We start from the raw sequence: 14,752 nt of genomic DNA, 5'->3' as shown, positions 1-14,752 counted from the left end.
CGACACATTGTGAGTCCCGCTCGGACCGTGTCACTAGGCTGCCGCCCGTGCGCGACCAGCCGGGGCCGACCGTCCTCATCACCGGAGTGACCGGCCAGGACGGGATCTACCTGGCCCGCCTCCTCCGGCGCCGCGGCGCCCGTGTGGTCGGTGTCGCGCCGGCGGGAGCGGCGCTCCCCGAACTCTGCTCCGCCTACCTCGCCGACGTGGAGCTGGCGACGCTGGACATCTGTGATCGCGAGGGGGTGCGCAGCCTGGTCACCGCCACCCGGCCGGACGAGGTCTACAACCTCGCTGCCGTGAGCTCGGTGGCGCGCAGCTGGGACGAGCCGGAGATCACCCGAGCGGTCAACCACGAAGCGGTCGAGACCCTGGTGGACGCGCTGGTCTCGCTGCGCGCCGACACCGGACACGAGTCGAGGTTCTTCCAGGCGTCGTCGGCCGAGGTCCTGGGCTCGGCCGCGCACAGCCCCTATGCGCGGGCCAAGGCCGCGGCCGAGGACGTGGTCCGGGAGGCGCGGGAGCGGAAGGGCCTCCACGCGAGCTCGGCACGCCTCTACAACCACGAGAGCCCGTTGCGGACGACGGCGTTCGTCACCGGCAAGATCACCAGGGCGGTCGCGGAGATCGCGGCCGGCGTGCGCTCCGAGCTGCGGCTCGGCAACCTCGACGTCAGCCGCGACTGGGGCTTCGCCGGCGACTACGTCGAGGCCATGCACCGGATGGTCGCGGCGGACGAGCCCCAGGACCTGCCCATCGGCACCGGCCGGGCGCACCGGCTCGCCGACCTGCTCGCCACCGCGTTCGAGGCAGCCGGTGTCGACGACCCGGCGCGCTTCGTCGTCTCCGACCCCGACCTGCTCCGTCCGGCCGACACCGCCGTCCTCGTGGCCGACCCGGAGCCCGCGGCTGCCGCGCTCGGCTGGCGGGCGACGACGACGTTCGCGGACCTGGTGCGCCACATGGTCGCGGTCGACCGCGAGCGCGTCCGCACCGGCGTCGACCACGACGCGAGGTACCTGGAGGCGTCAGCCCTCCAGGAGTGACGCACGCACGACGCCCGCCGTGCGGCGCCAGGAGAAGCCGTCGGTGAACCGGCGGCCGGCATCGAGCTGCTCCGGGGTGTGCTGCAGCGCCGTGGTGACCGCCGCCGCGAGGTCCGCGGGCGCGGTCGACCGGGCGACGGCAGCATGTCCACCGGTGACCTCCGCCAGCGCCGGGTCGTCGGACACGACGACCGGGATGCCGAGTCGCATCGCCTCGATGGCGGGGAGGCCGAACCCCTCGAAGTCGGACGGGAAGATCACCAGCCCGGCGCCGGCGAAGCACTCCTGGAATGCGGCGTCGTCGAGCCACGGCATCAGCTCGACCCGGTCGGCCACGCCGAGCGCGGCCACCCGCTCACGGGCGGCGGCGCGGTCGGCCGACCCCATGCCCACAAGGCGGAGCCGCCAGGCTCGCCCTGAGCCTGGAGAAGGGTCGGCGGTCCGGCAGTACTGCGCCCACCCCTCGATCACGGCGTCGACGTTCTTGTTCGCGAAGTGCCCGAATGCCAGTGCGTACGGCGCCTCCTGGACCGTCGCGACCGTCGGCCAGTCATCGACGTGGTCCGCGCCCAGCTGTGCGGCGACTCCGAGCCGCGCGAGCCGTGGGTGACGGTCCCGGAGGTCGGTCAGGGTGCGCTCGGAGATCGTGTAGATGCCGTCGGACCGGCTCATCGTCCAGCCCCACGACAACCGGCGCGAGAGCCGGGTACGCCACGAGAACTGGTGCGGTCGCAGCTCGTGCCGCAAGTCGTAGAGGATGAGTCCGCGCCGGGCCCCGTACCCCGCCAGGCCGGTGGCCGGCACCGCCGACAGGACGGCGTCCGGCCGCAGCGCACGGGCCGCGCGTCGTACGCCCCAGGAGCGCAGCCACGCCGCGCCGACCGGGCCGACGGCGGGGGAGCGCACCGTGACGACGTCGTAGGGGTCGGGCACGGCGAACGCCGGGCCGGCCCCGTCGGCAAGGACCGTCACCCGGTCGTCGGGGGCCGCCTCCCGCCACCCGCGGAGCAGGTGCTCGATCACGATCGCGGCGCTGCCGGGACGGACGGCGACCGCGTCCACGACCAGGTGCATGCGGGCGGACCCTCCTTTGTTGCGGACTCGAAGCGCGTGCACCTTATCCGCCGTATACGGTGACCCGCGTGACGAAGCGCGCGCTGATCACCGGGATCACCGGCCAGGACGGCTCCTACCTCGCCGAGCTCCTGCTCGGCAAGGGCTACGAGGTGCACGGACTGGTGCGGCGCGCGTCGACGCTCAACCGCAGCCGGATCGACCACCTCCACGAGGAGTCGATGCTCCACCTCCACTACGGCGACCTGACCGACGGCGTCAGCCTGGTCAACCTGATCCGCGAGATCACGCCGCACGAGGTCTACAACCTGGGTGCGCAGAGCCACGTGAAGGTCTCGTTCGAGATGCCGGAGTACACCGCCTCGACCGACGCGACCGGCACCCTGCGGCTGCTCGAGGCGATCCGCGCGGCGAAGATCGACTGCCGCTTCTACCAGGCCTCGACGTCGGAGATGTTCGGCGGGACGCCGCCGCCCCAGCACGAGAACACGACCTTCTACCCGCGTTCGCCGTACGGTGCGGCCAAGCTCTACGCGCACTGGGTGACGGTCAACTACCGCGAGGCCTACGACCTCTTCGCCGTCTCCGGCATCCTCTTCAACCACGAGTCGCCGCGGCGCGGTGAGAGCTTCGTGACGCGCAAGATCACCCTGGGTGTGGCGGCGATCAAGCTCGGCGTCACCGACCACCTGACCCTCGGCAACCTCGACGCGGTCCGCGACTGGGGCTATGCCAAGGAGTACGTCGAGGGCATGTGGCGGATGCTGCAGCACGACCAGCCGCAGGACTACGTGCTCGCGACCGGGATCGGCACCACCGTGCGGGAGTTCCTCGACTACGCGTTCTCGCACGCCGGACTGGACTGGCAGGACCACGTCCGCCACAACCAGGCCTACGAGCGACCCACCGAGGTCGACGCCCTGGTCGGCGACGCCAGCAAGGCCCGCGAGGTGCTCGGCTGGAAGCCGGAGACCGAGGCCGAGGGACTCGCCCGGCTCATGGTCGACGCCGACATCGAGCAGATGAGTCGACTCCTCGGGAGGTGACGACCATGGACAGTCGGGTGGTCACCGCCGTACTGGTGCTGCTGGCGGGTGCGCTCGCGGCCGGCGCGACCCTCGGCCTCCGGTATGCGGCCCTCGGGCTGGCCGTCGCCGTCATGGCGTTCCTGTTCGCGATCCTGGGCAGGGAGCGCACGGCGGTCCTCGTGCTCGGCGGGGCCTTCGCGACCGCGCCGATGTATCGCGGGATCATCGACACCCAGGGCGCCAACCCCACCGACCTGCTGGTCCTCCTCGGTGTGCTGCTCCTCCTGCCCTCGGTCCTCACGCACGAGCTCCGGGTGCCGATGCTCTACCTGGTCGGCCTCGGTGCCCTCGCGGTCTTCGGTCTGCGGAGCGCCGTCGTGAACGTGGAGCCGATCGGGGCCCTGCTCTTCATGGCCGTCCTGATCTTCTACCTCGGGTTCTTCCCGATCTTCATCGCGTGGTGGCAGCCGGCCCGCGCCACGATCGACTTCCTGCTCTGGTGCTACCTGGCCGGTCAGACGGCGAGTCTCCTCAAGGCGCTGGCCGAGGGCCCGCTCGTCAACGACCGCTACGACGGTCTCGCCCACCACGCCAACGCGTTCGGCATGGGCGGCGTGGTCGCGGTGGCGATCATCCTCTATCTCCTGCCGCACTACCGGGACTGGCGGGTGCGCGCGGTGCTGGTCGTCATCGCTCTGGGCGGCATCGCTGCGGTGATCATGAGCGGCAGCCGTGCGGCGACCGTCGTCGTGGCCGCGATCATCCTGCTGGTGCCGGTCGTCGAGCGGTCCGCGCTCGCGGCGGTCGGCCTCGCCGTGGCCGCCTGCGTCAGCGTCGCCTTCCTGCCGTACGCCGTGAGTGCCACCGGCGAGGGCAGCTCGCTGACCCGTCTGGTCGGCGACGCGACAGCGCGCAGCGCTGACAGTGAACGGTCCGAGGGCCTCGACTACGGCCTCGAGCGCTTCGCGCAGAACCCGCTCTTCGGCACGGGCTTCGACGCCAACGTGGGCCTGGTCCACAACCTCTTCCTCGAGGTCGCGGTGGGCGTCGGGGTGTTCGGCCTGGTCGCCTACCTCGCCGTCCTGTTCGTGTTCGCGCGTCCCGTGCTCGGCACCCATCCGCTGCGCCGGCTCTCCTACATCGCGTGGGTCCTCATCGTCATCGGCCCGGCGGTGCCGGGCCTCACCGACCGCACCATCGTGGTGCCGATGGCGCTGGCGATCCTCCCGGCAGTGACGGTGGCGCGCCAACGACGGGCCAGTCCGACGACAGGCGGCGACCCCGTCGCAACGAGAAAGGAAGTGCCCGGTGCTGAGCTTGATGCTCGCTGACATGCGTGTGCACGTCGACCCTCGGCAGCCGAAGCTGAGCTACTGGGCCAAGGTGATCGGCAAGGCGCTCGCCTCCCCGGCCGTGCAGGTCGTGGTCATGTACCGGATCAGCCACGTGCTCTACCGGAACCGGCTGACGCGGCCGTTCTCGTTCCTCCTGCGCAGCGCGGCCGTCGTGTGGGGCGGCACCGAGATCCACCCCGCCGCCGAGATCGGGCCCGGCCTGTGTCTCGTCCACAGCCAGAAGATCCTCATCGCCGAGGGAGTCCGGATCGGTCGGAACGCCCGGATCAGCCATGGCGTCAGCATCGGCGGCGACACCGGCCGCGGCGGCCCACTCTCCATGGCGGGCTGGCCGACCATCGGCAACAACGTCACGATCGCGCTGGACAGCATCGTCCTGGGGGCACTCACGATCGGCGACGAAGCGTTCATCGGTGCCCAGTCGTTCGTCGTGAAGGATGTCCCGCCGCGCTGCGTCGCCATGGGCTCACCCGCGCGAGTCGTGCGGAAGCTGACCGAGGAGGAGCTCGACCTGATCGCCCAGAGCGACCTGACCCGGCCTGGCGACTGAAGGACGACCTCCCATGACCTCTGTCGCACTGGTGGGCTTCAACCGCCCTCAGCTGACCCGGCGCACCCTCGAGGCCGTCCGGGCGAGCCGGCCCGAGACTCTCTTCCTCATCGCCGACGGGCCGCGCGACGACCACCCCGCGGACGCCGCCTTGTGTGCCGAGGTGAGGCAGGTGATGGATGGCGTCGACTGGCCGTGCGAGGTGCACCGCCGCTACAGCGAGCGGAACGTCGGGTGCGAGGGCACTGTCGAGACCGGCCTCGACTGGGTCTTCAGCCAGGTCTCCGAAGCGATCGTCCTCGAGGACGACTGCGTCGCCGATCCCACTTTCTTCGAGTACGCCACCCAGCTCCTCGACCGCTACCGCGACGACACCCGGGTGTGGCAGATCGCCGGGAACTCCCTCCTGGTGCCGTCCCGCCTGTTCGACAGCGACAGCTACCGGTTCGCCGCATGGGCGAGCGTCTGGGGATGGGCGACGTGGGCCGATCGGTGGCACCGCCACCGCGCGCTCTTCCCGAGGTCCCACGCGGGCCCGGACGGACTCGCGCCGGTCCGGACCGCGCCCGTCGTACCGCGGGAGGACCTGCTCGTCACCCGCGGTGGTCGACGGCACTTCGCCGAGGCAGCGACGTCCGGCGACGTGGTCCGGCACGGCTGGGACAAGCAGTGGTGGCTCTCGATGCTGCACGAGGGTGGCCTCGCGGCCACCCCCGCCGTCAACATGGTCGAGAACATCGGGTTCGGCGCCGGCGCCACCCACGGTGTCTACGAGCACCGGTTGGAGCCTCCGGCACCGATGGCGATGCCGCTGCGCCACCCCCAGCGGGTGGCCCTGGACGTCGAGGTCGAGCGCGAGCTCGAGCTGCTCCTCAGCCGGGTCGGTGGCGGGATGGCCCAGCGGGCGCGCGGCATCGTGACCAACCCCCAACTTCGCAGGATCGGTCGATCGGCTCTCCACAGCCGGGCGGCCGCGACCGCGTCGCGCGTGATCTCCCGCCTCACCGACCGCCGAACCGGAGCCGCACGTGGCCGTTGACGTCCCGATCGTCCTCATCGCCTTCAACCGCCCAAGGGTCACCGAGCGCGTGATCCGAGCTCTGCGCAGCGTCGAGCCCTCCCAGGTCTTCGTCGTCGCGGACGGTCCGCGCCCCGGCCACGCCACCGACGAGGAGACCTGCGCCGCGGTCCGGGCGCTCATCGACCAGATCGACTGGGACTGCAAGGTCCACAAGCGGTATGCCGACACCAACCTCGGTCTCGAGGCGAACGTCGAGCTCGGACTGGACTGGGTCTTCGACCAGGTGGACCGCGCCATCGTGTTCGAGGACGACTGCATCCCCGACCCGTCGTTCTTCGACTTCTGCACCGAGCTCCTCGACCGCTACCAGGACGACGAGCGGGTCTGGTTGATCTCCGGCGACAAGAAGGGCGTCCCGCAGTCCCGCTTCCACGGCCGCAGCTACGCCTTCAGCAGCTGGGCGAGCGTCTGGGGGTGGGCGACCTGGGGCGACCGCTGGCGCCGCCACCGCGAGCTCTTCCCGCGGACGCACGAAGGCGCGTCCGAGCGGGCCCACGCCACACCCCGCACCGCCGACGCCGTACGCGTCAAGCCGGCACCGCCGGCGGACGGCGCACTGGCGACGCCTGCCGGGCAACGGCACTTCCTCAACGTCTCGCAAACCACCAACGGCGACCACTACGGGTGGGACCACCACTTCTGGGTCACGATCATCTCGGAGGGCGGGTTGTGCGCCACCCCGTCGCTCTACCTCGTCGAGAACGACGGCTTCGGGCCGGACGCGACCCACACCCGCGCCTCCCGCACACCGCGGCCGGCCCAGCAGATGCAGCTCCCCCTGGTCCACCCGCCCGAGGTGGCGCTCGACCGCGAGGTCGAGCTCGAGCTGGAGCTGGTCCTGCTGCGGATCGACGGCCGGGTCTCGAGGCTCGCCAAGCGGATCATCCGGCCGCTGTGGCTCCGCAAGGTCGTGCGCAGGATCGTGACGTTCCCGCCGGTCTGGAAGGTGGCCAGGAAGCTGGTCGCGCGCTGACCTCGCTCGATGGCAGACGCCCGCCTGGCCGAGCTCTGCGGACGACCGGTTGGATACAGCCCTCCCGTCGGCCGGTGCGCTGATAAGGTCCGTGCGCCCAGTCCGAGATGGAGGCTTCCGCTGTGAACGATGTACAAGACTCGGTCGTGAAGATCGTCGAGTCCCTGCTCGAGTCCGCGAACCGGGGTGACGTGGTCGTCACGCTGGACGCGCCGCTGCACGGTGACGAAGGCCTGGGCCTCGACTCGCTGCAGACCGCCGAGCTGTCGGCGATCCTGGAGGACGAGTTCGGAACCGACCCGTTCAGCGAGGGCGTCGTCCCCGACACGGTGGGGGAGATCGCGGGCTTCTACGCGTCGCGTTCGACGGCCCCCGCATGACGGGGCAGCCGCGGACCGTGATCGTCACCGGCGGCAGCCGGGGCCTCGGCGCCGGGATCGTCCAGTCCTTCCTGGACTCCGGCGATCGCGTCGCCACCTGCTCGCGCTCGGAGACCGATGCCGTACGCGAGTGGCGCGCTCAGTACGCCGACCGGTTCCTCTTCGTGGAGGCTGATCTTGCTGATCGGGAGCAGTCGACCCTCTTCGCCAAGGCGACCCTCGACCAGTGGGGCTCGGTCGACGTTCTGGTGAACAACGCGGGCGTCGCCCGCGACGGGATCCTCGCGCTGTTCTCCGACGAGGACTCCGACACCGTCATCGATCTGAACCTGAAGGCGACTATCCACCTCACCCGCCAGATCGTGCGCAACATGCTCGCCCGCGATGGCGGGCGGATCGTCAACATCTCCTCGATCACCGGGCAGACCGGCTACCGCGGGCTGACGGTCTACGGCGCGACCAAGGCCGCGCTCGACGGCTTCACCCGGGGACTGGCCCGCGAGGTCGGGTCGCGCAACATCACGGTCAACAGCATCGCCTCGGGCTACCTGAGGACCGAGATGAGCCACGGGCTCGACGACGGCCAGCTCAACCAGATCGTCCGGCGCACCCCCGCCGGCAGGCTCGGTGAGCCCGACGACATCGCCCGCGCCGTGCAGTTCCTCGTCGACGAGCGCAACGACTGGATCACCGGGCAGGTCCTCGTGGTCGACGGCGGGCTCACGTGCTGACCGCACCCACAAGCAACGACCGCGAGGTGGCCCCATGACCGAGCACTCTTACCAGCCGGCCGACCATTACGACCGGGTCACCCGGGCGTGGGGTTTGTTGCTGGGCGCCGAGCTGCACTACGGGGTCTTCGAGGGTGCCGACGAGCCGCTCGACGAGGCGACCCACCGACTGACCGAGCGGATGGCCGCGGCGGCCCGGTTCGAGCCGGACCTGCGGGTGCTCGACGTCGGCTGCGGCACCGGTGCGCAGGCGCGCTACCTCGCGACCGAACAGGGGGTGCGGGTCACCGGCATCACCACGAGCAGCGTGGGCGTCGACATTGCCCGCGAGCGCACCGCGGAAGCGGGACTGGATGACCGGGTGGGCTTCGAGGTGCGTGACGGAACGGACAACGAGTTCCCCGACGCGAGCTTCGACCGGGTCTGGATTCTGGAGTCCTCGCACCTGATGCCGCACCGTGACCGGTTGGTGTCGGAGGCGGCGCGGGTGCTGGCGCCGGGGGGTCGCGTGGTGTGGTGTGACATCGTGCGGCACCGCGAGATCCCGTTCCTGGAGCTGCGGGACAGGCGTGAGGAGTTCGCGACGCTGCGGGCCGCGTTCGGTGATGCGCGGATGGAACCGTTGGCCAGCTACGTGTCCTGGTTCGAGGACGCCGGTCTGACCGTTGAGGTGGCCGAGGACCTCACCGAGGCGACGCTGCCCACGTTCGAGGCGTGGCGGACCAACGCCGAGCAGCACCGCGACCAGGTGATCGACCTGATAGGGGAGTCCAGCCTGGAGGAGTTCGTGCGGTCCTGCGACATCTTGGAGTCGCTGTGGCGCGAGGGCACGTTCGGCTACGGCATGGCCGCGGCGTCCAAGCCGACCTGAGAGGACCACCCGTGATCGAGCTGCTCCGCAGGGTCGCCGCGTCCGACGCCGACCGCCTCGCCGTGGTCGCCGTGGACGGCGAGTGGAGCTACGGCCAGCTGGCCGACGAGGCCGATCTCCTCGCCGCCGGCCTTCGCGCCGCGGGCATCGAACGGCTCGCGATCGTCTCCAACGACATGCCGCTCATCGTCGCGCTCCTGGCGGCGTCGTCGCTCGTCGGCGCCGAGGCATGCGTCTACGCGCCCGACATCGCGCCGGAGGAGCTCGCCCGTCAGGCGGCCGCGTTCGACCACAAGGTGATCGTCACCGACCGCCACGACCTGGGCGAGCCGCCGTCCGACCTGGTGCCGCCCGCGCGACTGCGGGCCGACCGCGCCGAGGACGGCGAACCGGGTGAGCTTCCCGCGCGTCGTCCCCTCCTGGTGCTGACCACCGGCACCACCGGCAAGCCCCGCGGTGTGCGCCACGACTGGACGCGCCAGCTCTCCCGCACCGGCGCCGCGCGCGACGGCGCCGGTCAGCGCTGGCTGCTCGCCTACGGCCCGCAGCAGTTCGCCGGGCTCCAGGTGCTCATCCACGTACTCGGCACCGGCGCCACCCTGGTCGCCCCGCCCGTACGGCGGCCGCAGGCCGTCATGGACTGGATCCATCGCGAGCGCGTGGACCACATCTCCGCGACGCCGACCTTCTGGCGGTTCCTCCTCGCGGAGCTCCGCGCCGACACGCGGCCGGTCCCCGTGCTCCGGCAGATCACCCTCGGCGGCGAGGCGGCACCCGCTTCCTTGCTCGACGAGCTGACCGCAACCTTCCCCGACGCCCGGATCTCGCACATCTACGCCGGCTCGGAGTTCGGCTCGACCGGCTCGGTCAGCGACCGCCGCGACGGCCTGCCGGCGTCGCTGCTCGAGCGCGGCGAGGACGGCGAGGTGGACCTGAGGATCGTCGACGGCGAGCTGTGGGTGCGGTCCACCGCCGCGATGCTCGGCTACTACGGCGAGGACGACCGGCCCGAGGCCGACTGGTGGCCGACCGGCGACCTGGTCGAGGTCGTCGGTGACCGGATCGAGTTCCAAGGCCGCAAGTCCGACGTCATCAACGTCGGCGGGGTCAAGGTGCACCCCCTCCCGGTCGAGGAACGGGTGGCGACCGTCGCCGGCGTGTTCGCGGCCCGTGTCTACGGGCGACCGAACGCGCTGGTCGGTGCCGTGGTCGCGGTCGACGTCGTCCCCGACGGAGAGGTCGACGAGCAGGACCTGAAAGCCGCGGTCCGGGCCGCGTGCGCCGACCTTCCGCGGCCGTGGCAGCCGAAGAGCGTCAGGGTGGTCGAGGAGCTCGCCACGAAGCAGGGAAAGACCCTCCGCGGCATCGAGGCGGCCACCGGCGACTAGGGCGCGTCTCCTTATTCGGCGGCGTCGCGAGCGGGGTTTCCGGCGACGATCGAGGTGTCAGCAGCTGGGCCGAACCCGCGCGAGTGACGCAGCGAGACGTTACGATCCGCCGCATGCCTGCAGTACGCGACCGCATGCGCCAGGTGCGCAATCGGTGGATCGACCAGACCCTGCTGCACCTCGAGCAGGCGCGGCGCCAGCTGGAGCAGGGCGAAGGCGACATCCTGCTTCTCGGGGACAGCTCATGCCTCTACTGGGCCCACGCGGACACCGACCGCACGCTGATCCCCGAGCTGCTCGCCGAGCGGACCGGGGCATCGATCGTCACGGTCGCCGGCGGCGGTTACGACGCGCGCATGCACGACGCCCTCCTCCGCGTGCTCGGCATGGCCGACAACCGTCCGCGCGCCGTGCTGGCCTGCCTCGCCATCCGCCCCAACACCGCGACCCACGTCCGGGAGCATCCGCTGCACGGGCACGGGCGCACCCGGGCGGCGCTCGCGAGGATCTCGCCCCCGCTGCGCAGGGTGCGGGCCTTCGCCAACGGCGGCAGCGCGGCGCCGAAACGCGAGGTCGCGGAGTTCCGGGCGCGCACCGTCACGACCCGTTGGGGCGGGACGGCGACCCTCGGGGAGCGCCTCGCCAAGGTCGAGGGCCTGGGTCCGCCGCCCTGGCCGACGGAGGTCGAGCAGATGCGTTTCGACTACTTCCACGGCCAGCCGGTCCATGACGACAACCCGGGACTGGCCGACCTGACGGCGTTCGGGCGTCGGCTGGACGAGTACGGCGTGCCGGCGGTCGTGTGCTGGTCGCAGGTCCCGGTGGCTCACGGCGAGCGGCTGTTCCCCGGTGAGTTCGAGACTGCGATCGAGCACGACCTCGGCCTCGTCGAGCAGGCGCTGTGCCAGGGGTCGACCCGGCTCGACGGGCTGCTCAAGCCGGTCCTCGAGGACGCGGACTTCCAGGACCACCGCAACGGCATCGAGCACTACTCCTACAGCGGCCGGGTGAAGGTCGCCGACGAGATGGCGAAAGCACTGGCCGCCCTCGGCGTGTGATCGGTGGTTGATAGTCTCCGGCGGTGCGAAGCCTCCTGACGACGTTCGCGTTCCTGCTGCCGTTCCGGAGCCTGAAGATCCGCCTGCTCAACCGGCTCGGCCATGACATCCACCCGACCGCTTTCGTCGGGATCTGCCTGGTCCGCAACGTCGCTCGGTTCGAGTTGGCCGAGGGCGCACAGATCGGACACTTCAACGTCTTCGACGGCCTCGACGAGATCCGACTCGGCCGCGGGTCGCGCATCCTCCTGCTCAACTACTTCATGGCGGGCTACACAGTGGGGCCCGGTGAGGAGCGGGGCGAGTACTACAAGAGGCTCCAGATGGGCGACAACGCACACATCGTCACGCTCCACGTCCTGGACTGCAGCGGCGGTCTGGTGATCGCCGACGACTGCTGGATCACCGGCGTCCGGAGCACGGTGCTCACGCACGCCTTCGATCCCCAGGACGGCGCGATCATCGTCGAGCCGATCACGCTCGAGAAGGGCTCGCTCGTCGCGACATCCTGCACGATGCTGCCCGGCTCCGTCCTGGGCGAGGGCGCGCTGCTCGCGGCAGGGTCCACGGCGTGGACCCGGCAGGAGCTCGCGGCGGGGAGCCTGCACGGCGGCGTCCCGGCGCGTCGTCTCTCGCCGCTGAAGATCGCGGAACGGGTCTACGACTTACGGCGATACACCGGCTAGAGCGCTGATAGTGTCCGGCGCAGTCTGAGATGGAGGCTTTTCTGTGAACGATGTACAAGGCTCGATCGTGAGGATCGTCGAGTCCCTGCTCGCGGCCGCGAACAAGGGTGATGTCGACGTCACGTTGGACGTGGCGTTGCATGGTGACGAGGGCCTTGGCCTGGACTCGTTGCAGACAGCTGAGCTGTCGGCGATGTTGGAGGATGAGTTCGGGACGGATCCGTTCAGTGAGGGGCGGATTCCGGACACGGTGGGGGAGATCGTGAGCTTCTACGTGTCGGGTGACCAGTCGGGGACTTCCGTCCCCGCATGACCCCGGATGCCGGATCGCCGACGACTAGCATCCGGGGCGTGACTCCTCTCGGAGAGATCGTCAGCACCGCTCGGCGGCGCCTGAGCTGGCTCGTGCGCGACCGCTTCCCCAACCGCAAGGTGGTGCGCGACGTCCAGGGCGTCCGCCTGGTGCTCCCCTGGTCGCACCGCCTTCCCGACTACGCGGGCCCCGGCTCGCCGTACGGGCAGAACCTCGTGGAGCTGGCGCACGCGCTCGCCGAGGCCGCGCCCCCACTGACCGTGCTCGACGTCGGCGCCAATGTCGGCGACTCCGCGCTGCAGATCCTCAACGCCACCGACGGCCGGGTGCTCTGCGTCGAGGCGGACACGTTCTACCTCGACTTCCTGCACCGCAACGTCGACGCCGACGACCGGATCACCGTCGTCGAGTCGCTGCTGGCGGTGGACGACGCCGCCGCGGCGACGACAGCGGTGCGCACCGGCGGCACGACGCGCTTCGTCAAGGGCGAGGACCCCGACGCGATGCCGTCGATCGCGCCCGGCGCGCTCCGCGCCGCCGAGCCCGACTTCAGCGAGCTGCGACTGGTCAAGTCCGACACCGACGGCTACGACGTCGCCCTCGTGCCGGCGGTCGCGGAGGCCTGGGCCGACTCCCGGCCGGTCCTGTTCTTCGAGTACGACCCCTACCTGACCCGGATCGCCGGATACGACCCGCTCTCGGTGTGGCCGCGGCTCGAGGAGCTCGGTTACCGCGAGGCCGCGGTGTGGAACCACGCGGGGCTCCCGGTCGGGCAGATGACCACCGCCGAGCTCGCGGAGCGCTCGCCCGAGCTGGACGACTTCCCCGCCAAGCGGCCGGGCAGCCGGTCCTACTGGGACGTCGCCCTCGCGCACGAGGACGACGACCGGGCCCGCGGCGTGCTCGACCGACTGGTGCCGCGGGCGCAGACCCGGTGACCGAGCCGGCGCGGAGCGAGACCGACGACGCCGCAGCCGCCACACCTCGCGGTACTGCCGGCGGCCGCGCGACCCTGGTCACCATCGACCAGGGGCTGTCGAGCATCACCAACCTGCTCGCGGTCCTCTGGGTCGCCCACGCCGTGTCGGCGGTGGACTTCGGCTCCTTCGCCCTGTTGATCCTCGTCTACACGTTCGTGGTGGGCGCGGTGCACGCGCTCATCAGCATGCGGGTCGTCGTCGCCCCCGAGGACGCGGACGACCGGCCGCGCGAGGTGCTCGGGAGCGCGCTGGTGCTGGGCCTCGGCAGCGGCCTCGTCTGCGCCGTCGTCGGTGCGCTGCAGATGCTCGCCGGCTGGTCGATCGGACCGGCGATCCTCGTGCTCGGGCTCACCCTCCCCGCGATGACCGTGCACGACGTCGGACGCTGGGTCGCGATCGCCCGGAGCAAGCCGGTCGGTGCGGTCGTCCTGGACGGCACCTGGCTGGCCGTGCTCGCGGCGTCGTTGCTGGCGCTCGAGCTGTCGGACCAGGCCGGCCTTGTGACCCTGACCTTGGCGTGGACGTGCTCGGGTGCGCTCGCTGCGCTCTGGGTCCCGATCACCTACGGGATGTTCCGCCCCAAGGAGATCTCCCTGGGCTGGCTGCGCAAGCACTGGGAGGGGTCCTGGCGCCTGCTGGTGGGCAACGTGACTGCTTCCGGGAGCGCGCTCGTCGGCGGCGTCCTCATCGCGTTCGTGAGCAGCCCGCTCGCGGTCGCCGCGGTCCGCGGCTCGATCCTGCTCGGGCGGCCGACCACCGCGGTGCAGATGGCTGTCGCGTCGTCGGCGGCGGCCGACATCGCCCGGGACCAGCCCGACAACCGCGGGCTCCTGCGTTACCAGCGTCGGACGATGACGGTCGCCGCCGTCGTGGCCCTGGTGAACCTGGTCGTGCTCTCGGTCGTCCCCGACTCGGTCGGCCGCGCGGTCCTCGGCAACGTGTGGCCGGTGCTGGATCCGCTGATCCTGCCGATCTCGCTGTGGCTGATCGCCGCCGCGTCCCAGAGCGGCGTCGCCTCAGCACTGGTCGGGAGGCACGAGTTCCACATCGCGATGATCGTCCAGATCATCGGCGGGGTGCTCAGCGTCGGCAGCGTGGTGGTCGGTGCGATCGTCGGCGGTCCCGAGGGCGCCGTATGGGCGCTGTTCGTCGGCCAGGTCATCACCTCTGGCTGCTGGTGGACCGGGTTCCTCTGGCACCTCCGGCGCACCCCGGCCGGCGCCGAGGCCGGCTGAGCG

At 71.2% G+C, this 14,752-nt stretch carries 16 protein-coding genes; 15 read left to right on the top strand and 1 reads right to left on the bottom strand.

All coding sequences use genetic code 11. The features are described from left to right. Positions 1-47 precede the first annotated feature (47 nt). Positions 48-1,046 carry a GDP-mannose 4,6-dehydratase gene (locus tag SHK19_RS18785; protein WP_322937142.1) on the top strand — a complete coding sequence of 333 codons (999 nt, stop codon included), beginning with the start codon at positions 48-50 and terminating at the stop codon, positions 1,044-1,046. Here SHK19_RS18785 and SHK19_RS18780 read toward each other — a convergent pair. Further along, complete coding sequence (locus SHK19_RS18780; protein WP_322937141.1) at positions 1,029-2,120, bottom strand: glycosyltransferase family 4 protein; 1,092 nt, start codon at positions 2,118-2,120, stop codon at positions 1,029-1,031. The two genes, SHK19_RS18785 and SHK19_RS18780, sit on opposite strands and share 18 nt — an antisense overlap. A 68-nt stretch (positions 2,121-2,188) precedes the next feature. Between SHK19_RS18780 and gmd the strand changes: the two genes are divergently transcribed. The 14 genes from gmd (at position 2,189) to SHK19_RS18710 (ending at position 14,749) form a co-directional block, all read left to right on the top strand. Beyond that, positions 2,189-3,166 (top strand): GDP-mannose 4,6-dehydratase, encoded by a 978-nt coding sequence (gene gmd, locus SHK19_RS18775; protein ID WP_322937140.1) that lies wholly within the window; start codon positions 2,189-2,191, stop codon positions 3,164-3,166. Between the two features lie 5 nt (positions 3,167-3,171). Next, the gene (locus SHK19_RS18770; RefSeq protein WP_322454878.1) at positions 3,172-4,479 is read left to right on the top strand and encodes an O-antigen ligase family protein; all 1,308 of its coding nucleotides are present in this window, start codon (positions 3,172-3,174) and stop codon (positions 4,477-4,479) included. Position 4,480: 1 nt separating this feature from the next. Beyond that, a complete protein-coding gene (locus SHK19_RS18765) occupies positions 4,481-5,053 on the top strand; it encodes a serine O-acetyltransferase (RefSeq protein ID WP_322937139.1) in 573 nt (190 codons plus the stop codon). A gap of 13 nt (positions 5,054-5,066) precedes the next feature. Further along, positions 5,067-6,092 (top strand): glycosyltransferase family protein, encoded by a 1,026-nt coding sequence (locus SHK19_RS18760; protein ID WP_322937138.1) that lies wholly within the window; start codon positions 5,067-5,069, stop codon positions 6,090-6,092. Further along, positions 6,082-7,107 (top strand): hypothetical protein, encoded by a 1,026-nt coding sequence (locus SHK19_RS18755; RefSeq protein ID WP_322937137.1) that lies wholly within the window; start codon positions 6,082-6,084, stop codon positions 7,105-7,107. Before SHK19_RS18760 ends, SHK19_RS18755 begins: the two co-directional genes overlap by 11 nt. Before the next feature lie 122 nt (positions 7,108-7,229). Continuing rightward, the gene (locus SHK19_RS18750; protein ID WP_322937136.1) at positions 7,230-7,487 is read left to right on the top strand and encodes a phosphopantetheine-binding protein; all 258 of its coding nucleotides are present in this window, start codon (positions 7,230-7,232) and stop codon (positions 7,485-7,487) included. After that, complete coding sequence (locus SHK19_RS18745) at positions 7,484-8,218, top strand: 3-oxoacyl-ACP reductase family protein (protein WP_322454883.1); 735 nt, start codon at positions 7,484-7,486, stop codon at positions 8,216-8,218. The genes SHK19_RS18750 and SHK19_RS18745 overlap by 4 nt, the downstream gene beginning before the upstream one ends. A 34-nt stretch (positions 8,219-8,252) precedes the next feature. Continuing rightward, complete coding sequence (locus SHK19_RS18740; RefSeq protein ID WP_322937135.1) at positions 8,253-9,089, top strand: SAM-dependent methyltransferase; 837 nt, start codon at positions 8,253-8,255, stop codon at positions 9,087-9,089. A gap of 11 nt (positions 9,090-9,100) precedes the next feature. Then, positions 9,101-10,477, top strand: a complete 1,377-nt coding sequence (locus SHK19_RS18735) for a class I adenylate-forming enzyme family protein (RefSeq protein ID WP_322937134.1) — start codon at positions 9,101-9,103, stop codon at positions 10,475-10,477. A gap of 113 nt (positions 10,478-10,590) precedes the next feature. Then, positions 10,591-11,535, top strand: coding sequence for a hypothetical protein (locus SHK19_RS18730; protein ID WP_322937133.1), 945 nt, complete (start codon positions 10,591-10,593; stop codon positions 11,533-11,535). 23 nt (positions 11,536-11,558) lie between these two features. Next, positions 11,559-12,221 carry an acyltransferase gene (locus tag SHK19_RS18725; protein ID WP_322454887.1) on the top strand — a complete coding sequence of 221 codons (663 nt, stop codon included), beginning with the start codon at positions 11,559-11,561 and terminating at the stop codon, positions 12,219-12,221. 67 nt (positions 12,222-12,288) lie between these two features. Next, entirely contained in the window at positions 12,289-12,534 is a 246-nt protein-coding gene (locus SHK19_RS18720; protein WP_322454888.1) for a phosphopantetheine-binding protein, read from the top strand. A gap of 38 nt (positions 12,535-12,572) precedes the next feature. Beyond that, complete coding sequence (locus tag SHK19_RS18715; RefSeq protein ID WP_322937132.1) at positions 12,573-13,472, top strand: class I SAM-dependent methyltransferase; 900 nt, start codon at positions 12,573-12,575, stop codon at positions 13,470-13,472. Next, positions 13,469-14,749, top strand: a complete 1,281-nt coding sequence (locus SHK19_RS18710; RefSeq protein ID WP_322937131.1) for an MATE family efflux transporter — start codon at positions 13,469-13,471, stop codon at positions 14,747-14,749. The genes SHK19_RS18715 and SHK19_RS18710 overlap by 4 nt, the downstream gene beginning before the upstream one ends. Positions 14,750-14,752: the final 3 nt, after the last annotated feature.

Origin of the sequence: Nocardioides bizhenqiangii (assembly GCF_034661235.1) — a bacterium.
GTDB classification, from domain to species: Bacteria; Actinomycetota; Actinomycetes; order Propionibacteriales; family Nocardioidaceae; genus Nocardioides; species Nocardioides bizhenqiangii.
Note: the sequence above shows the minus strand (reverse complement) of the source record. Positions and strands in the feature narration are given on the sequence as shown.

What these genes read in the sequence shown, in the direction of transcription:
- SHK19_RS18740 (WP_322937135.1), top strand. Translation starts at nt 8,253, where the DNA reads ATGACCGAGCACTCTTACCAGCCGGCCGACCATTACGACCGGGTCACC.
- SHK19_RS18730 (WP_322937133.1), top strand. Translation starts at nt 10,591, where the DNA reads ATGCCTGCAGTACGCGACCGCATGCGCCAGGTGCGCAATCGGTGGATC.
- SHK19_RS18780 (WP_322937141.1), bottom strand. Translation starts at nt 2,120, where the DNA reads ATGCACCTGGTCGTGGACGCGGTCGCCGTCCGTCCCGGCAGCGCCGCG.
- SHK19_RS18770 (WP_322454878.1), top strand. Translation starts at nt 3,172, where the DNA reads ATGGACAGTCGGGTGGTCACCGCCGTACTGGTGCTGCTGGCGGGTGCG.
- SHK19_RS18745 (WP_322454883.1), top strand. Translation starts at nt 7,484, where the DNA reads ATGACGGGGCAGCCGCGGACCGTGATCGTCACCGGCGGCAGCCGGGGC.
- SHK19_RS18765 (WP_322937139.1), top strand. Translation starts at nt 4,481, where the DNA reads ATGCGTGTGCACGTCGACCCTCGGCAGCCGAAGCTGAGCTACTGGGCC.
- SHK19_RS18760 (WP_322937138.1), top strand. Translation starts at nt 5,067, where the DNA reads ATGACCTCTGTCGCACTGGTGGGCTTCAACCGCCCTCAGCTGACCCGG.